General features: G+C 42.5%; 16 protein-coding genes. 10 read left to right on the top strand and 6 right to left on the bottom strand.

Annotation, left to right across the window (positions count from 1 at the left end; translation table 11 throughout):
- Positions 1-35: 35 nt before the first annotated feature.
- Positions 36-308 carry an HU family DNA-binding protein gene (locus ACT3TU_RS02955; RefSeq protein ID WP_045445077.1) on the bottom strand — a complete coding sequence of 91 codons (273 nt, stop codon included), beginning with the start codon at positions 306-308 and terminating at the stop codon, positions 36-38.
- Positions 309-836: 528 nt separating this feature from the next.
- Here ACT3TU_RS02955 and ACT3TU_RS02950 point away from each other — a divergent pair.
- The 8 genes from ACT3TU_RS02950 (at position 837) to fdx (ending at position 7,960) form a co-directional block, all read left to right on the top strand.
- Positions 837-1,481, top strand: coding sequence for a hypothetical protein (locus ACT3TU_RS02950; protein ID WP_444784008.1), 645 nt, complete (start codon positions 837-839; stop codon positions 1,479-1,481).
- Between the two features lie 476 nt (positions 1,482-1,957).
- On the top strand, positions 1,958-2,467 hold the full coding sequence (locus ACT3TU_RS02945; RefSeq protein WP_192522492.1) for an Rrf2 family transcriptional regulator: 510 nt from the start codon (positions 1,958-1,960) through the stop codon (positions 2,465-2,467).
- A complete protein-coding gene (locus tag ACT3TU_RS02940; RefSeq protein ID WP_192522491.1) occupies positions 2,464-3,690 on the top strand; it encodes an IscS subfamily cysteine desulfurase in 1,227 nt (408 codons plus the stop codon). Before ACT3TU_RS02945 ends, ACT3TU_RS02940 begins: the two co-directional genes overlap by 4 nt.
- A 150-nt stretch (positions 3,691-3,840) precedes the next feature.
- Positions 3,841-4,257 carry a Fe-S cluster assembly scaffold IscU gene (gene iscU, locus ACT3TU_RS02935; RefSeq protein ID WP_192522490.1) on the top strand — a complete coding sequence of 139 codons (417 nt, stop codon included), beginning with the start codon at positions 3,841-3,843 and terminating at the stop codon, positions 4,255-4,257.
- Positions 4,258-4,487: 230 nt separating this feature from the next.
- A complete protein-coding gene (gene iscA, locus ACT3TU_RS02930; RefSeq protein ID WP_025653020.1) occupies positions 4,488-4,808 on the top strand; it encodes an iron-sulfur cluster assembly protein IscA in 321 nt (106 codons plus the stop codon).
- A 147-nt stretch (positions 4,809-4,955) separates the two neighbouring features.
- On the top strand, positions 4,956-5,537 hold the full coding sequence (gene hscB / locus ACT3TU_RS02925) for a Fe-S protein assembly co-chaperone HscB (RefSeq protein WP_192522489.1): 582 nt from the start codon (positions 4,956-4,958) through the stop codon (positions 5,535-5,537).
- A 120-nt stretch (positions 5,538-5,657) separates the two neighbouring features.
- Complete coding sequence (gene hscA, locus ACT3TU_RS02920) at positions 5,658-7,538, top strand: Fe-S protein assembly chaperone HscA (RefSeq protein ID WP_444784007.1); 1,881 nt, start codon at positions 5,658-5,660, stop codon at positions 7,536-7,538.
- Between the two features lie 83 nt (positions 7,539-7,621).
- Positions 7,622-7,960, top strand: a complete 339-nt coding sequence (gene fdx, locus ACT3TU_RS02915; RefSeq protein ID WP_192522487.1) for an ISC system 2Fe-2S type ferredoxin — start codon at positions 7,622-7,624, stop codon at positions 7,958-7,960.
- A gap of 167 nt (positions 7,961-8,127) precedes the next feature.
- On the opposite strand, the gene ACT3TU_RS02910 is transcribed toward fdx, so the two are convergent.
- The 3 genes from ACT3TU_RS02910 to mfd all read right to left on the bottom strand — a co-directional run bounded on the left by ACT3TU_RS02910 (position 8,128) and on the right by mfd (position 14,230).
- The gene (locus ACT3TU_RS02910) at positions 8,128-9,549 is read right to left on the bottom strand and encodes an adenylate/guanylate cyclase domain-containing protein (RefSeq protein WP_192528995.1); all 1,422 of its coding nucleotides are present in this window, start codon (positions 9,547-9,549) and stop codon (positions 8,128-8,130) included.
- Positions 9,550-9,862: 313 nt separating this feature from the next.
- A complete protein-coding gene (locus ACT3TU_RS02905) occupies positions 9,863-10,294 on the bottom strand; it encodes an HIT domain-containing protein (protein WP_192522485.1) in 432 nt (143 codons plus the stop codon).
- Positions 10,295-10,522: 228 nt separating this feature from the next.
- Entirely contained in the window at positions 10,523-14,230 is a 3,708-nt protein-coding gene (gene mfd / locus ACT3TU_RS02900) for a transcription-repair coupling factor (protein ID WP_444784006.1), read from the bottom strand.
- Between the two features lie 314 nt (positions 14,231-14,544).
- On the opposite strand from mfd, the gene ACT3TU_RS02895 reads away from it, so the two are divergent.
- Entirely contained in the window at positions 14,545-16,179 is a 1,635-nt protein-coding gene (locus tag ACT3TU_RS02895) for a BCCT family transporter (RefSeq protein ID WP_444784005.1), read from the top strand.
- 207 nt (positions 16,180-16,386) lie between these two features.
- Here the strand turns inward: ACT3TU_RS02895 and rraA are convergent, their stop codons facing one another.
- Positions 16,387-16,902: a ribonuclease E activity regulator RraA gene (gene rraA, locus ACT3TU_RS02890; RefSeq protein WP_444784011.1), complete on the bottom strand. Its 516-nt coding sequence runs from the start codon at positions 16,900-16,902 to the stop codon at positions 16,387-16,389.
- A 152-nt stretch (positions 16,903-17,054) separates the two neighbouring features.
- Positions 17,055-17,756 carry an NAD-dependent epimerase/dehydratase family protein gene (locus ACT3TU_RS02885; RefSeq protein WP_444784004.1) on the bottom strand — a complete coding sequence of 234 codons (702 nt, stop codon included), beginning with the start codon at positions 17,754-17,756 and terminating at the stop codon, positions 17,055-17,057.
- 658 nt (positions 17,757-18,414) lie between these two features.
- Here ACT3TU_RS02885 and rpsT point away from each other — a divergent pair.
- A complete protein-coding gene (gene rpsT / locus ACT3TU_RS02880) occupies positions 18,415-18,681 on the top strand; it encodes a 30S ribosomal protein S20 (protein ID WP_192522480.1) in 267 nt (88 codons plus the stop codon).
- The last annotated feature ends 131 nt before the right edge of the window (positions 18,682-18,812 follow it).

The following is an 18,812-nucleotide window of genomic DNA, read 5'->3' as shown; positions in this document are numbered from 1 at the left end:
TATATAGCGCTTATCTATAATAGAAATAAACTTTCTTAGTTTAAGCGCTCTTTTAAGTTTTTGCCAGCTTTGAAGCTTGGTACTTTGCTTGCTGGAATACTAAGCTCTTCACCAGTCTTAGGGTTACGGCCTGTACGGGCTTTACGGTCTTTTACGCTAAAAGTACCAAAGCCAACCAATGAGATACTATCACCAGCTTCTAACGCTTCACCAACACTTTCCATAACAGCATTCAATGCATCACCAGCTTGGGTTTTATTTAGACCACTTTTGTCTGCGATGCTATCAATTAATTCTGACTTATTCATAAAATTTCCTTCAAGTTTAAGGGGATAATAAATGCTCACGCCAAGTATTGTAACGCTCTCATAGCACTTAAGCAATAAAAACTACCTGACCCACATATTAACGAGTTTCACTTTGTTATCGTCTTTATATCAAGGCAGCATAGGGAGCGCAAGCGATTTTACATATTTTTGTGTACTGTACTACGTATTTGACACTCAATGTTACGCAAAACATCTGCAACGGTTCTAACTACTCATCACTTTAGCTTACTATGAGTTCGGCTTACGTAGCCGAACTGTGTCGATTTATGGTTTTCAGCCGTTGCCAGGCAATATTAATACATTACCAGTCATTAATACCAGTGTCTTTATCGACTGCCGAATTGTAAGGTAATAATTTACCCACTGGTAGCGAATTAATAGAAACTAGCGTTACTTTTTATTATAAAGACGTTAATATAAGCAAAATATCACTGCACATCTTGGATGGGTTTCGACTCTTGTTTGTCTTTTGCCTCTGATTTGCCAAATAAAAAACGGATTACTTACATGAAGCGTTCTACGTTGTCTCACTCTTTTCTCAATATTATTCTGGTGTTCATCGAGTCGGCGCTGACCCTACTGTTACGTCTAGACCCCGAGCTACGTAAAGCCGCTTATCCACTTGCCAAGCAAGGTACTGTCGTGGCTCTGCGCTTATATTTACCACATGTAGAGGTTTTCGCCACTTTTAGTACCAAAGGTGTGTTGCTCGATTCCAATTTACCCATCGGGCGTAGCGAGCCTGACGTCGTCATCAATGCTTATAGTCTTCAAGTAATCAACGCGATTACCACTCACGATAGCGAAACCACGGAAAAGCTACAGATGCGTGGGGAGTCCGTTCAGGTACAGCTAGTCAAGCAGTTTATTATGCAACTCGGTCTTGGTAGCTTAATCCAAGGCTTGATTAAAAAGATAAAAGGTGGCAAAGGCAAATCCAAACCTACAGAAGCTGAAATGGCAGATAAGAAGGAAAGCTATAAGCTACGCATTAAAGAACAACAAACTCAAATCAATACCTTGACCATCAAAAACCGCGAACTTGAAACCACGGTTAAAGAATTACAAAGCAAGCAAAAAACATTCATGATCGTGACGGTGGTCGCGCTCGTTGTTATGGTTGGATCAATCATCACATTATTAATGAATTAGTTTAGGCAATGCCGAGTTCGGCAATACTAAAAATACATTTAACTGCAACTATTATATTGTTTGATGAATTGAGCGCTTAATGCCTGTAATAAGATATTAAACGCTTTGTTCGGCTTTTATACTCATATGCCAATTGCTCTAAACATCAACATTCCTCTCGCACTGCCCCCTCTTTTATTGCCCTTATTATTAACACTATTGATCACATTGTTTTTATCAATCACAGTTATAAGCTGCATTAACCATTCAACCACATTTTAATCTTGACTAAATTACTCGGGATTAAGTATAATTGGATTAATCGTTACACACATCGGGTGCACCATCTGTTGTTTAATGACGATAGAACACAATTTAGCGGTAGATATGTAGATACTCTGATAGGCCACTCTCATGTTATTTCAATAGTGCCTACAGATACCCTCTCGTTAAGATCGTTGTTAAATATAAAAAACATAAAAGTTTGGAGATAACACATGCGTTTGACTACCCGAGGCAGATACGCCGTTACTGCATTATTGGATTTGGCACTACAAACCAGTCAACAAGACAGTGCAGTATCATTATCTGATATTGCCAAACGGCAATCGATTTCTATCTCGTATCTGGAGCAACTATTCTCTAAACTACGTAAACGTGGTCTCGTTACTAGTATTCGCGGTGCAGCAGGTGGCTATCACCTCGCAAAACCATTGCACGAGATAGATGTCATGAGCATCATCTCTGCTGTCGACGAATCAGTTGATGCAATGCAGTGCGAAGGACGCGGTGACTGTCAAGGTGGTACAATGTGTCTAACCCATGATTTATGGTGTGCATTGTCCAATCATATCGAACAGTACTTGAAAAATATAACATTAGCGCAATTACTAGACATGGAAAATGTGCAATTAGTCTCAGAACGTCAGCACACACCCACTAAAAGTATTTCTATAAAAGATATCAATACTATTACCCTATCGAACAGCGAGGCAAACCCAGCATGAGCCAACATAACAACCTTATATACTTAGATTATGCCGCCACCACGCCAGTTGCAAAGTCAGTAGCTGCTAAAATGAGCGAGTATCTGACTGTAGATGGCATCTTTGGTAATCCAGCCTCGCGCTCGCACGGCTATGGCTGGCAAGCAGAAGAAGCGGTAGAAACAGCGCGTCAGCAAGTGGCTGAAGTGATCCACGCTGATCCACGCGAAATCGTCTTCACTTCTGGTGCAACAGAGTCTGATAACTTAGCCATTAAAGGCGCAGCACATTTCTATCAGTCTCGTGGCAAACACATCATTACCAGTAAAATTGAACACAAAGCAGTATTAGATACTTGCCGTGAGCTTGAGCAAGAAGGTTTTGACATTACTTATCTTGAGCCACAGCCAAGCACTGGTTTGATTTTACCAGAACAAGTTAAAGATGCTTTGCGTGAAGACACTATCTTAGTCTCACTGATGATGGTAAACAACGAACTTGGTACGATTACTGATGTGGCTGCTATTGGCGATATCACTCGTGAAGCCGGTGTGGTTTTCCATGTCGATGGCGCACAGTCTGTAGGTAAAGTGCTGATTAATCTCGAAGAAATGAAAATCGACTTAATGAGTTTTTCAGGTCACAAAGCATACGGTCCTAAAGGTATCGGTGCGCTATTTGTTCGCCGTAAGCCTCGTATTCGTTTGAAAGCCGAACAACACGGTGGTGGTCATGAGCGTGGTATGCGTTCTGGTACCTTGCCAACCCATCAAATCGTTGGTATTGGTGCCGCATTTGCCTTAGCCAATGAGCGTTACCAAGAAGACCATGCTCACGCAGCGAAACTACGTCAAAAACTGTGGGACGGTCTACAAGATATCGAAGAGATCTACCTTAACGGTGATTTAGAGAACAGTGTACCTAATATCGTAAATATCAGCTTTAACTTTGTCGAAGGCGAGTCATTAATGATGTCGCTAAAAGACTTAGCTGTCTCATCAGGTTCGGCCTGTACGTCAGCGACACTTGAACCATCCTATGTACTACGTGCTATTGGTCGCCCAGATGAATTAGCACACAGCTCGATACGTTTCAGCTTCGGTCGTTATACCACTGAAGAAGATATCGAAACCGTTATTAAGCAAATGCATGAAGCCGTTGATAAATTACGCGCGCTATCACCACTTTGGGATATGTACCAAGAAGGTGTTGATTTAAATTCAGTCGAATGGGCTGAGCACTAAAATTATTGAGAATATAAACATGGCTATTAAATGTAGCCATCAAACGATTAATCAGACAATTAAATTACGTGTTTGACCCCAATTATCGATGAGCAAATAACACTTCAAACTAATCAGTTATTGCTCATCATCTAACTAGGAGAAAACCTCATGGCCTATAGTGACCAAGTTATTGATCATTACGAAAACCCACGCAACGTTGGTAATTTTGACAAAAACGCCAAAAATATCGGTACTGGTATGGTTGGTGCCCCAGCTTGTGGCGACGTGATGCGTCTACAAATCCAAGTCGATGACAACGGTGTTATCGAAGATGCACGCTTTAAGACTTATGGCTGCGGTTCAGCAATTGCATCAAGCTCGCTCGTTACCGAGTGGCTTAAAGGCAAGAGCTTGGATCAAGCTGGCGAAATTAAGAACAACGATATCGCTGAAGAATTGGCATTGCCACCAGTAAAAGTGCATTGCTCTGTACTAGCAGAAGATGCCATTAAAGCCGCTATCAGCGACTATAAAGGTAAGCATAGTACAGCAGCTGACGCTGTTACAGAAGAAGCTACCAGCTAAATCGTTTAGCCTGTGCGCTATATCTTTATGGTAGTACAGTGTTAACGAATTACTGAAAGCGACTGACGCTAAAAAGGTGACAATGACGCTTATGCAATTGTCACCTTTTACTTTATATTGTCAGTTTAGATAGAATCTATCTCGGCACCATTTTATAATACATATTTTTTTTATTAATGGCTTCTTAATTAAGTTAATACCTCTATTATTGATAATCAATGGGAGTTGGCATGATTGAAATGACAGAACGCGCCGCCCAGCATGTTCGAGATTTTTTGGACAACCGCGGCAAAGGTGAAGGCATTCGAGTGGGCATTCGTACGGCTGGCTGTTCAGGCTTAGCCTATGTTTTAGAGTTCGTCGATACGCCTGACGAAAATGACACGCGCTATGAAAGCCGCGATGTTAGTATCTTTATTGATCCTAAAAGCCTAGTATATTTAGACGGGCTACTAATGGACTATGAAAAAGAAGGTTTAAACGAAGGTTTTAAGTTCACTAACCCCAATCAAAAGGGTGAATGTGGTTGCGGTGAGTCCTTTACAGTCTAGGGCTTTCGTACTTTGTGTTTAAGCTTAGCTGGTAATTTAAGCTCAAGCGATGAACTATTACAGCTACAACGGTATAATGAACCCAGTCGTAAACAAGTCCTTAGTCTGAAAAACTTAAAAAACAAATAAAAAAGTAAGGCGCATGACATGACAAATATTACTCAAGAAGCACAGTTTGATAACTTCTTTGCCCTATTTGAGCAGCCTGTACAATTTGAAGTCAATCAAGACAACCTCGACCAACATTTACGTCTGCTACAAAAACGTTATCACCCTGACAATGTCGTCAAAAACGGCACAGATGCTGCACAAGCGAAACAGCAATCTGAGCAAGCTTCTGCGCTAATCAACCAAGCGTATCAAGCATTAAGCGCCCCCGATAGCCGGGCAAGCTACCTATTAGATATGGCAGGCCAAGCACAGAATGTGGAGCACTCTATCGCAGACTTAGATTTTTTAGAAGATGCGATGCAGATGCGGATTGATTTAGATGAAGCCATTGACGATAAAAATCGTTCAACCTTACAACAGCTACATCCACAGATTACTGAACGTCTGGCTAAACAGTCTCAACGCTTTAGTAGTGCCTACCAAAATCAAGACTGGCAAACAGCGATCGATGCGACCCAAAAACTCAAGTTTTTAGTAAAATTGAATGCTGACGTAACCACAGGACTTGATGAAGTGGCTACTACTGAACATTCAGATGACGATGATTTATACGTTTAATATTTTATTTTAAGCACTCTTAACCGATCGGCTTTTCTGTTTCTATAGTAAGATAGCTGCGGTAGTGCGTATGTTGTATTTGCTCCATTTCACTTATTCATTTTATCTCTGAGTTATCTTATGTCTTTATTGCAAATTGCCGAACCCAATCAAAGCGCTCAACCTCACCAGCATCATTTTGGTCTGGGAATCGATCTTGGTACCACACGCTCATTAGTGGCAGTGGTACGTTCAGGCAAAGCGCAGGTCTTAGAAGCAGGCACAAGTACAGATACCTTACTCCCTTCTGTTGTTTATTATCCCAGTACAGGCAAGCCTCTTGTTGGCTATGATGCCCTAGCCCATTTAGCGGATGATCCAAAAAATACGATCGTCTCGGCTAAGCGGTTTATGGGCCGTAGTCAAGCGGATATTAAGTTCTCTCATCCTTATGAGTTGAGTGGCAACAAAGACGATATGCCAGCATTCGTGACCAGCCAAGGGGATGTTTCTCCGGTCGAAGTCTCAGCACGTATATTAGCAGCGCTTGAGCAACGTGCTGCAAGTACATTGCCTGCAGATAGCATCGAAGGCGCGGTCATTACCGTTCCAGCCTATTTTGATGAAGCTCAACGTCAAGCGACAAAAGATGCGGCGCAAGCGGCAGGTATCAATGTTTTACGTCTCTTGAATGAGCCCACTGCTGCTGCCGTTGCCTACGGTCTCGACCAGACAACACAAAGCAATGAGTTAGAAAGCTATTATTTAATCTATGATTTGGGTGGCGGTACCTTTGACGTGTCTATTTTAAAGCTGACTGATGGCGTCTTTGAAGTATTGGCGACCGGCGGTAACAGTGCCTTGGGTGGTGATGATATAGACCGTCTTATGACCAACTGGCTTATCAAACAATTAAACATCGACCCTAAAGACGTGAGTCGTCATGACAAATCGATACTTGCGCAACAAGCCAAAGCGTATAAACAAGCATTGACTGATGCTGAGCAAGTTGCTATCAACATCACTGTCAATGAGCAATCTTTTCAAGGTATCTTACACCGCAAAGATTTACTGGCTATCGCAGAACCAGTTAGCCGCCGTACACTAAGTGTATGCGAGCAAGTATTACGCGACGCCAAACTGTCTGCTTCAGAATTAGACGAAGTAATTTTGGTCGGTGGCTCTACACGCATGCCTGCTGTACAGCAAGTCGTGACAGACTTTTTTGGCAAAGAACCACTTTGTCGTCTTAATCCAGATGAAGTAGTCGCTTTAGGCGCTGCTCAAACGGCGCATCAATTGATCAATGGCGACAGTGACAACAATCTACTATTATTAGATGTAACACCACTATCGCTAGGTCTTGAAACGATGGGCGGTCTGGTTGAAGTGCTTATCCCACGCAACACTCCAATCCCTGTCAAAAAACGCCAAGTATTTACGACCTATCAAGATGGTCAAACAGGTATGGTGATTCATGTAGTACAGGGCGAGCGCGAAACCGTGGAAAACTGCCGTTCACTTGGGCGTTTTGAGCTATATGGCATCCCGCCAATGAAGGCTGGATTTGCGCGCATTGAAGTGACTTTTAGTATTGATGCTAATGGGCAGCTTACCGTCAGTGCTCAAGAGACCACCACCAAGACAGAAAGCAAAATTGAAATTGTACCTGCTTATGGTTTATCAGATGAGCAAAAAGAACAATTACTGGTGGCAGGATTCAAGCATGCAGAAGAAGATAAAAATGCACGCTCTTTAATCGAGACCAAAGTAGAGGCTGAGCGCGAAGTATTGGCACTACAGTCTGCCCTTAAAGAGTTTGCCTCATTAATATCGCCTGAAGAGCAGCAAGCATTAGCAGAGCAAATACAAGCGCTACAAACCGTACTCAGCACTGATGACTTAGCGCTTATCGAAGCACAGCAAGCCAAGCTTAAACCCCATAGTGATGCTTTTGCCGCTCGTATTATGAATCAAAGCGTCAAAACCAGCATGGCAGGTACTAGCGCCCAAGACTGGTAACAAATACGTTAAAATTACCGCTTAGCACCTTTACTAAGCTGATTTTTCATTTTTTAAATTGATTAGCATCGGATAAAATATTTATGCCAAAGATTACCGTACTACCCCATCACGAAATTTGCCCTGAAGGCACCGAAGTTGAGCTAGAGTCTGGTGAGAACCTTTGTAAAGCGCTGCTAGAAAAAGGCATCAAAATTGAACATGCTTGTGAGATGTCAAAGGCTTGTACTACTTGCCATGTGGTAGTACGTAAGGGTTTCAATAGCCTAGAAGAGATGGACGATATCGAAGCAGATTTATTGGATCGCGCTTGGGGATTAGAGCCTGACTCACGCCTATCTTGTCAGGTAATGCTTGATGAAGACGATTTAACCATCGAGATTCCTAAATATACCCTTAACCATGCCAAAGAAAACCATTAAACACTAGGGTGTGTCATAAATTTGTTTGTTGTTATATTAAAAAAGCCAGCTATCATATGATAGCTGGCTTTTTTCCACTTAAACGTATTTATGTACGTCAATCCAAAATAAAAGAAATACAAGTCAAATAGTGCATCCCATCTTAAAAAACAGTATTTCTTGAGCGCTTAATTAGGGTTGCTATCGCTACGTTTACTTTCTGCTTCTATATCAGTGGCTACCTTTTCTTGCTCCTGCTCAACACGCTCAAGCGCAAAATTTAATCGCGCTCTGATATCCTGATAATCACTGTCACTCATATCTTTAAAGTTCAGATGCAAGTTAAACCCTGGTAGCGTGTGGTCAACCCACTTTGATAAATGTCCCTTATGCGTATCAGGATCAAATACTTTCCAGGCGTTTACCTTGTTATCAAATCCTTTTAGCTGAAACGCGCCAGCATGCTGGCACTCATAATTATGGCAAATATAATCATAAGTACTTTCGCTTACCAATATCTCATCTTTACCCGCACTAGACTCTAGTCTTGACGCCAGATTGGCCTCTTTACCAATCAATGTATAGCTAAGACGGTTGTTACTGCCAAAATTACCAACATGACAATAGCCTGTACTGATGCCAATACGTATGTACAGCCCCTCAAAGCCCATCAACCGCCATTTCTGCCTCAAAGTTCGCATTTCACGGCGCATATCTATTGCCATTGCAATACAGTCTAAAGCATCTTGGCGCGCACCGCGGCTATCTGGCTCACCAAAAAAACACACCATGCCATCTCCAATAAACTTATCCAAAACGGCGCCATGCTTGTTGGCAATCAAAGTCATGCAATGCATATAGGTATTCAAAATATCCGCCAAATTATCAGGGCTTAGGCTATCAGAAAGTTCAGTAAAACCAACAATGTCTGAAAACATAATGGTCAGCTTGGCACGCTTATTAGAAACGTTAACGGGAATGTCTTCCTTAACAATTGGCTCCCAGACCTGCGGTGGTACAAAGCGCGTCAATTTATTGATGACCGATACCATGGTACTTAGCCGCCCTACTGCCTGATGAGCACGTGCTTCATGATTGATATATTCCCTATAAACATAGCGAAACTGGTATAAAATGACAGTTATAGTTGCTAATAGTACTACAGAGGGTAGCCAGCCTTCATAACAGTCCATATTGGGACCGTTTAAGGTCACACTGACATAATAAAAAGCAATAACCGTCACTATCGACACAGTAATGAGCTTAAGCTGGTTCTCAGAATTGCTGATAATGACGCGAAGGCTGATTAAGGCGGCTAGACTGATAGACATCACAGCGCAGAACTGTAACGACCCTATCACCACTGCCAATAAAATAACGACAATATTAGAGGTCCAAAAACTGCTTTGGCGTCGATAATTATAAATCAGGATCATTAAACTTGGCAGGCAAACAATGACAAGAAGTGCCATTGAGCGGGGATTAAAATTGAAATGTACAGCGAGAAGTATGACCGTGAGGATTAAGACAAATACTTCCGGATAGTCAAACCGATAGCTGCCTTCATTTACTGAAGGTAGCTTCGGTCTCAACGTATCTAAAAAAGGCATATGAGATGTTCGCTTAAGCAAAACAGATTATCAAAAAAATAAAGAGAACATAATTTCAGCAACGGCCTCTCATGATAAGTACAGTATAGATTATCTAATCAATATTATACGTTTTAAAGGTAATAAAACCTAGGTCACTGATAACTAAAAGCATACCACCTGTCATACAACCTGACTAAAAGCATGTTCAAATAGCAAAAATTAAACTAAAAATAGAAAAGCCAGATAATACTTATCTGGCTTTTCATAGCTCCTAAACCTATTCAGTATAGGACAGAAACAGTCAAATACCTTAACCTTTGCTTCAACTTTATTACATTTGCCAATCAAATGGCATTTGATGATGACCACGTAATGCCATCATCAAAGTTTGCTGCATTTGTGCCAGCACTTCTTTGGTATAAGGAACAGCAGGCACGCCCCATACTGGGTTTGGCCATTGCATGTCATTTTGATAGCGAACGATATGATGGAAATGTAGCTGCGGCACTTGATTGCCAAGGGCTGCCACATTCATTTTATCGGCTTGAAAAGTTTTGGCTAGCTGGCTTGATAACCAGCTCGATTCACGCAAAAACTGCGCTTGATCTGCCTCCGATAATTCATACAATTCTTTGATACCCGATACGCGCGGTACCAATATCAACCAAGGAAACTGACAATCATTAATTAAACGACAGGTTGATAATGGGAAATCACCCACTAAAAAACTATCGGCAGCAAGTTTATGATGAAGTTGGAACATAATAACGGTTCTCTTGTTATGACGCTTAGATAAAAGAAGGTAAAAACTTAAAAGGATAAAACATGAATAAGTAACGATTTAGTTCTGAAAACATAGTGCTAAAAACAATATAGTGCTGAAAATAAAGGCTTAAAATACGATATCACTATTTTATCAGTTATCCAGCCGATAAAATAGCACCACGACTCATTACCTTAGTCTTATCTAACCACGATGATTGGTTTATCGCTAAGCGGACTCCGCCACCATATGCTCGCTAAAATAGTGTAACAACTCCTGAATAACGGTCACACGTTGCTGCGGTGTTTCAAGCTTATCGCCATCTTGATAGCGAATACCAGACGCGCCATTCATACGATAGTTCTGCCCATTTGATTGAATCAATTTAATAATAGCTAGAGCATCGACTGGGGTATCTGGTGCGAACTCTAACGTCATACTACTACTATTGGCATCAATTTTATTAATCTTTAGCGGCTCTGCTTGTATGCGCAGTCCGTGAATGGCAAAAAGATGCTTGGTTTGATCAGGTAGTGTACCAAAGCGATCAATCATCTCAGTGCGAATATCGGTCAACGCCTCTTTATCATCGGCATTACCAATACGTTTATAAAATAATAAACGCTGATGCACATCGTGCAAGTACTCTTCTGGTATCAGCGCAGAGCTGTGCAGGTTAATTTCACTGGTGAGCGACAGTGGTGTGCTTAAATCAGGCTCCTTACCCGCTTTGATTGCTTTTGTTGCCCGCTCCAGCATGTCCATATATAAACTAAAGCCAATCGCCTGCATATTACCACTTTGCTGCTTACCGAGTATCTCACCGGCACCGCGAATCTCTAAATCTTCACTGGCCAGCATAAAGCCTGCACCCAGGGTATTAGCGCGCTCAATGGCATGCAATCGACGTTTGGCATCGCCTTTAAGTCCTTTAATAGACGGTACGAGTAGATAGCAATAGGCCTGATGGTGACTGCGACCCACGCGGCCACGTAACTGATGCAACTGCGCCAAGCCAAATTTATCAGCGCGTTCAATAATAATCGTATTGGCATTGGGCACATCGATACCGGTTTCGATAATGGTTGAGCATATCAGTACGTTGAATTTTTTATGATAAAACTGCTGCATGACTTGTTCTAGTTGACGCTCTTGCATTTGCCCATGAGCGACCCCTACTCGTGCCTCAGGAACCAGCTCACGGATAGTTTCTGCCATACGTTCGATACTGGCCACATCATTATGTAATAAGTAAACCTGACCGCCACGCAGTAGCTCACGTAAAATAGCTTCTTTCATCAAGGCTTCTGTTTTTTGCATCACAAAGGTTTTAATCGCAAGGCGACGGGCAGGTGGCGTAGCAATAATCGACATATCACGCATACCAGAGAGCGCCATATTCAGCGTTCTAGGGATTGGGGTCGCTGTCATCGACATACTGTCCACATCGGTCTGAATCGCCTTGATACGCTCTTTATGGCGCACGCCAAAGCGATGTTCTTCATCGACAATCATCAAACCTAAGTTAGAAAACTTCACGTCAGGTTGTAATAGTTTATGCGTACCGATAACGATATCGACCTTGCCTGCTGCGAGGTCTGTTAAAACCGTTTCCTGATGCTTTTTGCCACCAAAGCGCGAGAGCGTTTCAATACGTACTGGCCAATCCGCAAAGCGATCGCGGAAATTGTCTTCATGCTGACCTGCTAGCAATGTCGTAGGCACCAATACAGCCACTTGATAGCCGGCGCTGACCGCAATAAAAGCTGCGCGCATCGCAACTTCTGTTTTACCAAAACCCACGTCGCCACAGATAAGGCGATCCATCGGTTGGTTTTGCCTCATGTCTTCCATAACCGCATGGATGGCATTGGCTTGGTCAGGCGTTTCTTCAAAAGCAAATTGACTGGCAAATAACTCATATTGCGATGGGTCTATTTTAAAATGAATGCCTACTTTGGCTTCGCGCCGTGCTTGCATATTGAGAAGCTCAGCGGCAACATCGTGAATTTGTTCTAACGCTTTTTGCTTAGCCTTATCCCATTTGCCGCTACCGATTTTGTGTAATGGCGCAAGCGCAGGGTCGCCGCCACTATAGCGGTTAATCATTTGCAAATTAGCGACTGGCACATAAATACTGGCATCATCAGCGTATTTTAGATGAATAAACTCTTGCTCACCATCACCGACATCTAGCGTAATCAAACCGTTATAACGCCCAATACCGTGTTCGATATGGACCACAGGACTGCCATCCGTTATTTCGGTCACGCTTTTAACTAAGAACTCTTCTGACACACCGCTTTGGCGACGACGGCGTGTTTGCAGTACTTGCCGGCCAAATAATTGTGTCTCACTAATCAGCACCAAGCGCTCAGGGACATATACCCCGCGCTCAATGGGTGCAACGGTTAGACCAACCTGTGGTAAATTTTTATCGTTAAGCGCGCGCGTTTTATCAGCGGCTAAAAACGCTTCAAAACTGTCATAGGCTTTGATATCAATTTTGCCTTTAAACAGCTCAATAAGAATCTCACGGCGACCCGCTGTTTCGGCAACCACCAATACTGGTGCCGCGGTTTGTGCTTGTAGCTCTAAAAATGCCAATAGCTCCGTAAGAGGTTCAGATTTTTGATGGTTCACTGCTAGCTGAGGTGGTTCTTGAGCACTAAGCGTCACTAAACCTTGCTGTTTATTTGGTTGTTGCTCAAGCTCTAATGATAAATCGTCACTATCGATCGCGGCGACATCTGTCATTGTCGCTAGCTCATCACGCGCACTAAGTATCACGCGTGGATAATGATTGAGATGTTCATTAAGCGTATTAGACAATAAATATAATAACTCAGGGGCAACGATAGGTTTATCAATATCATGACGACGCTCTTCATAGCGGCGCTGGATTTGTGACCAATAATCTGCCTGTTTTTCGTTAATCAATTCATCAGTAATAAATAAAGCATCGCTTGGCAAGTAAGAAAACAAACTGCTCTCGTTTTCCCAATCTTTTAAATCAAAAAATAATGGCTGATAGTATTCAAGTCCACTACTCGCGATACCCGCCATCACATCTTTGTGCAGCTCAAACTTACGGCTACTGGCATTAGGAAACATCGCGGCAAAATTTGTCCGGAACGTCTCACGCCCTTCATCGAGTGGAAACTCTTTTGCCGGTAGTATTTGGAATTGTTGAATGGGTTTTGAGATATCTGGCAGTTTATGCAGTAGCGACAGTGATTCTTTGCCCATACTATTATCGTTGCCACTCATCATGGTTTTCAGGTCGTCAACGGTTAATGTGCGCTGGGTCTGCGGATTAAAAAAACGAATCGTTTCAATCTCGTCATCAAACAAATCTAGACGTAACGGAAACGGCTGCCCCATCGCAAAAATATCAATGATACTACCCCGTACCGCAAACTCACCCGGCTCAAAGACATTTTCTACTGCCCGGTAGCCAGCCTTTGCTAGTAATGTACGCTGGGTATTAATATCAAATCGATCACCCACACTTAAATCAAAATGCTGTCCAATCAGCCAGCTGGGCGGTGCCACGCGATGCATCAGCGCTTGTACTGATATTAGCAACACGCCTGAGGTGGGCATGTCAGTTAGTAGGTTGATACGCTCGCTGACGATATCCTGATGCGGTGACAGCTCATCATAAGTCAGCGTTTCCCAATCAGGAAACACATAAGCATCGACCCCACTAAATGCCAACTCTGTTTCTATTTGATTAAGCTGATTTTGATCGCGGGTTACCACGACCTTTAGCCGATCAGCAATATCCCATATCGGTGTTTGCACCAAGCTTGCCAGCCACAAACTACTGACCGCACCATGCACAGGTGCTAGCCAACGCCTCTGGGCATTTTGGATAGGGAATAACTGCTGGTTAATAGGGTCAAAAGCGTCAGTCAAAGCAGTGATAGGCATAAAGGATAGGGTCAACGTTAAGAGTCAGAAAGCTATTATACGAATATTTTAGCAATTACCAAAATTTATGCCGTAACGGTTTGTCACTTAGTCTATTGCCTTGTCATCCGCCTGCTGATTATTTGACAACGGATTACTCTTTCTGACCACTGAGATTTATAGCCACCATAACAGGGTTGCGTGCTCATTTGACAAGGCTAGGTATTTTGTTAACATAGTTTGCTTTTTTACAAAAAAGTTCATATATCAACACAGGATGTTATATCTGCGCCTAAAAAAGTGCCCCTTCGCTAAAATCAGGATCTTTATTACCTATGAAAGAGCACAAAAAAATCCCCAAAGTTTTACTCGATAAATTCCAACGTAGGCTTTATACCACCAAGCATGAGGTTGGCGAAAACAATATTAATATTCTTGGGTTGGAGCTACATAACCCAGTATTTTTCGTCACCGCTCTTGCGGTTATTGCCTTTGTATTATTCACCTTAATCCTTCCCGATGTCTCTAAATTATGGCTCAATGGTACTAAAAATTGGGTGGTAAATAGTTTTGATTGGTTCTTTATCAGCGCCGCCAACATCATGGTGGTATTCTGCCTGTTACTCATTGTCTCACCCTATGGCAATATTCGGATTGGCGGTGTTAATGCCAAACCCGACTTTAACCGACGTTCATGGTTGGCCATGCTGTTCGCGGCGGGTATGGGCATTGGCCTGATGTTTTGGAGCGTTGCTGAACCTTTAGCATACGCCAGTGGCTGGGCGGGTACGCCGCTTGGTGTCGAAGCCGATAGCCCCGAAGCCTTTAGAGCGGCAATGGGCGCGACCATGTACCATTGGGGGCTACACCCATGGGCTGTGTATGCAGTAGTTGGCTTGTCATTGGCCATATTCGCCTATAACTTTCGTTTCCCTTTGACCATGCGCTCGGTATTTTATCCTCTACTAAAAGAAAAAACCTGGGGATGGCCGGGGCATATTATTGATGTGATGGCTGTATTGGCTACTATTTTTGGCTTAGCAACGTCTCTTGGTCTAGGCGCCCAACAAGCGGCGAGCGGATTGAACTACCTATTTGGCTGGGACTTTGCCGGCAATACTCTTGAGATGATCATCATTATATTGGTGACCGGTCTGGCAACCATATCTGTGGCACGCGGTATCGATGGCGGGGTGAAGTTTTTAAGTAATATCAATATGATCGTAGCGGCCTTGCTATTATTGTTTGTCTTTTTTGTCGGCGACTCCTTAGGATTACTCGTTAAAATAGGCGCAACAGCGGTTGATTATATCAGCTATATCATTCCCTTATCCAACCCTGTAGGCCGCAGCGACAGTAACTTCTTCCATACTTGGACTATATTTTATTGGGCTTGGTGGATCAGCTGGTCACCATTCGTAGGGATGTTTATTGCGCGTATTTCTAAAGGGCGTACGGTACGTGAATTTGTTATCTCGGTAATGCTAGCGCCTACTATCGTCACTATCGTTTGGATGACCGTATTTGGACAAACAGGCCTCAGTCAATATACCAATCAAATGGGTGAATTATCAGGTGGCATTAGCGATGCTTCGCTAACCTTGTTTCAGATGCTTGATAACTTGCCATTGGCTACCTTTACCTCATTGATTGCTGTTATTTTAGTGATGGTGTTTTTTGTGACCTCATCAGACTCAGGATCATTGGTCATCGATACTATCACGGCAGGCGGCAAGCTTGAATCACCGATGTCGCAGCGCGTATTTTGGGCGATTGCCGAAGGCTGTATTGCCATTGCCCTACTTTATGGTGGCGGTACTGAGGCGCTAACCACCATTCAAGCAGGCTCTGTTAGTACCGGTCTACCCTTCACCTTTCTGTTGATTATCATGTGTATCAGTCTATGGTTAGGGTTACGCCGTATTTACAAGGCTCGTGAACAGATGCTTTCAGAATTAGAAAAGTATTGATAGCAGAGTTTGAAAGTAGCTAGGTTTAGAAGTGGTCATATTTAAAAACGACTCTCTAAAAGCCTGCAAAAACTAGAAACTTATCAGTTATTTAAACGCAAAAATCCCAGCTTTTGACAGGCTGGGATTTTTTATTGGCTGTGTTTGTAGTGGTTTATTCTATAGGGCTAACAACAACCCCTTAAAAAACCAAGTTTCGCTTCACCCTTATATTAAAGGTTTGTCGCTAGCGATAACGCCATTATTGTCTGCATAAACAAACATACCAGAGTTTAATACTAAATCACCAAAGCTGATTTCAATATCAGTCTGACCTTCATCGCGACGAGTCGATTTGCGCGGGATACAGCCTAATGCTATTACGCCAACATCCATCTGTGCCATATCATCGACATCACGAACACATCCATATACGACTACACCCGCCCAGCCATTATCAATGGCTGCTTGGGCAATCATGTCGCCTAACAGCGCGCAACGCATAGAGCCGCCACCATCGACGACCAAAACCTTGCCATCGCCGTCTTTATCTTTGCCATTGCTGTTTAGTAGTGATTTGACACGGCTGTTATCTTCAAAGCATTTAACCGTCACAATTTCACCGCAAAACTTGTCCTTGCCGCCAAAACTATAAAACGACTTACCTTCAATATTGGGCAAGCACACTTGTGATTCAGGGTTGGCATCCAACAAATCACAAGTTACAAAGTTTTCTTTATTCATCGTTGTTGCTTCTGGCATGGTTAGACTCCTTGTCTTTAATTATGTTTTTAATCGTACTTTTAATTTAATCCTACTTTTAACTATGGAAACATCGTTCTTGATTAGGCTATTTAGTGGGTTAAGCCATTTCAAAACCCAGGCTCATTGATAGCTTAATGTTTTACTCGGGTCATCGCAAGCATCTGTTTATTTTCGATAATCTCCGTGGTTCTAATCATCGGTTCGGTACGATACTTACTGCGCTCATAAATGCTATGCGCGCTCATAGCCATGGCATTGGCAACACGTTTCGCAGAAATGGGGTGCAGTGAAAGCGATTCAGACACCAGCGGCGAGATAAGCTGAAAGGCTTTTTGACCCATACTTTCCAGTGGCCGACCTTTATGCTTACCCAATAATAATGAAGGGCGAAAAATGACTAGCTGTGCAAAATCTAACGCCATAATAGTACGTTCAGTTTCAGCTTTTACCCGATTGTATAAAAAGCGACTCTCGGCCTCGGCATTCATTGAGGACAATAAAAAGAAGTTTTCAACGCCTTTATCTTGGCACAATTTGGCAAAATTTACATTATAGTCGTGGTCTACTTTACGAAAAGCCTCATCACTACCCGCTTGTTTTTTTGTGGTGCCAAGGCAGCTAAAAGCATCCGTATTTCGATCAACACCAACATTTGCAAATATTTCAGCCAAGTTTTCAAAATCGTTCACCTGATAAAAGCGCATGCAGGCATTGATATAGCGTGGCGGTCGCCGTGCAATCACAATTAACGTATCATAAAGCTCACTAAGCTGCTTAACAAGATGCTGCCCTACCAGTCCTGTCGCGCCAATTACAATTGCTTTTCGCTGCATATCCTACCCATTTATATAGTGTTGGAGAACTTTACCAAGATGAGAAGAGGGGGTGTTAGAAAATCCTTGATTTAGTATCATACCTAAATTAACAGAAGACTGACGCTATTCTACAGAATTTATTGTAAGAGATTTTATCAGTAATGAGGCTTATTGAACCAACACTATTTTTTATAACCATAATGACAACCTATTCGATATAAAAAAACACTGCGGGACTGGAAGGCTTTCATTTAAGACATAGGTTTTGCAGCGTAGGCACAGCAAGCCAGAACAATCTATACCAGTCGCACGTCTAACATCATGTACCTATGTTATTTAGTATCAGCGTTATTTTAGTATCGACGATACAAAGAATGGCTCAATAAACACCCTAAAAAACAGTTATCCATATAGGGACACAACTTCTTTAAGCATTAATCATCAAATATATTGTTCTAAGCGCGATAATTTGCTAAGATAACCGGCTTTACACGTCAACGCTGTTTAATTATTCCAAACAGTTCTGGCGCTTGCGATGTTCCTATTGATATTAGATACTTTAATATTAGACATCGACATCATGTTTGACGAGACGGCTGCTCGTCACCGATGATTGTTAAACCCATTATTGTAATCAACATTCATATTTTTATCTGTCTTTATCAAGGAGATACGCGTGGCTAATACTGCACAAGCTCGTAAACGCGCCCGTCAAAACACCAAACGTCGTCAGGACTCTGCGTCACAACGCTCTATGGTTCGTACTTACTTAAAACGTGTTGACGCGGCTATCGCTGCTAAAGATTATGACGCGGCTACCGAAGCTTACAAAAAAGCGGTACCGGTTCTTGATCGTATGGCCGACAAAGGTATTATTCATAAGAATAAAGCTGCTCGTCGTAAGAGCCGCCTAAATAAAACAATCAAAGGCCTACAAGCTTAAGATTTGTATTGTTTGGACCCCATGATGCTTTGAGAGCATCATGACGAAAACCTTGTCACTGGTTCTAATACTGGGGCAAGGTTTTTTTATGCCTGCTCAAAAATATCCCTTTCAGCACATAATAGAAAGAT

Source organism: Psychrobacter sp. AOP3-A1-26 (genome assembly GCF_052378235.1).
GTDB lineage: Bacteria > Pseudomonadota > Gammaproteobacteria > Pseudomonadales > Moraxellaceae > Psychrobacter.
The sequence above is the reverse complement of the archived record's forward strand: the minus strand, read 5'-3'. Positions and strand labels throughout refer to the sequence as shown.

What these genes read in the sequence shown, in the direction of transcription:
- ACT3TU_RS02955 (WP_045445077.1), bottom strand. Translation starts at nt 308, where the DNA reads ATGAATAAGTCAGAATTAATTGATAGCATCGCAGACAAAAGTGGTCTA.
- ACT3TU_RS02950 (WP_444784008.1), top strand. Translation starts at nt 837, where the DNA reads ATGAAGCGTTCTACGTTGTCTCACTCTTTTCTCAATATTATTCTGGTG.
- ACT3TU_RS02945 (WP_192522492.1), top strand. Translation starts at nt 1,958, where the DNA reads ATGCGTTTGACTACCCGAGGCAGATACGCCGTTACTGCATTATTGGAT.
- ACT3TU_RS02940 (WP_192522491.1), top strand. Translation starts at nt 2,464, where the DNA reads ATGAGCCAACATAACAACCTTATATACTTAGATTATGCCGCCACCACG.
- iscU (WP_192522490.1), top strand. Translation starts at nt 3,841, where the DNA reads ATGGCCTATAGTGACCAAGTTATTGATCATTACGAAAACCCACGCAAC.
- iscA (WP_025653020.1), top strand. Translation starts at nt 4,488, where the DNA reads ATGATTGAAATGACAGAACGCGCCGCCCAGCATGTTCGAGATTTTTTG.
- hscB (WP_192522489.1), top strand. Translation starts at nt 4,956, where the DNA reads ATGACAAATATTACTCAAGAAGCACAGTTTGATAACTTCTTTGCCCTA.
- hscA (WP_444784007.1), top strand. Translation starts at nt 5,658, where the DNA reads ATGTCTTTATTGCAAATTGCCGAACCCAATCAAAGCGCTCAACCTCAC.
- fdx (WP_192522487.1), top strand. Translation starts at nt 7,622, where the DNA reads ATGCCAAAGATTACCGTACTACCCCATCACGAAATTTGCCCTGAAGGC.
- ACT3TU_RS02910 (WP_192528995.1), bottom strand. Translation starts at nt 9,549, where the DNA reads ATGCCTTTTTTAGATACGTTGAGACCGAAGCTACCTTCAGTAAATGAA.
- ACT3TU_RS02905 (WP_192522485.1), bottom strand. Translation starts at nt 10,294, where the DNA reads ATGTTCCAACTTCATCATAAACTTGCTGCCGATAGTTTTTTAGTGGGT.
- mfd (WP_444784006.1), bottom strand. Translation starts at nt 14,230, where the DNA reads ATGCCTATCACTGCTTTGACTGACGCTTTTGACCCTATTAACCAGCAG.
- ACT3TU_RS02895 (WP_444784005.1), top strand. Translation starts at nt 14,545, where the DNA reads ATGAAAGAGCACAAAAAAATCCCCAAAGTTTTACTCGATAAATTCCAA.
- rraA (WP_444784011.1), bottom strand. Translation starts at nt 16,902, where the DNA reads ATGAATAAAGAAAACTTTGTAACTTGTGATTTGTTGGATGCCAACCCT.
- ACT3TU_RS02885 (WP_444784004.1), bottom strand. Translation starts at nt 17,756, where the DNA reads ATGCAGCGAAAAGCAATTGTAATTGGCGCGACAGGACTGGTAGGGCAG.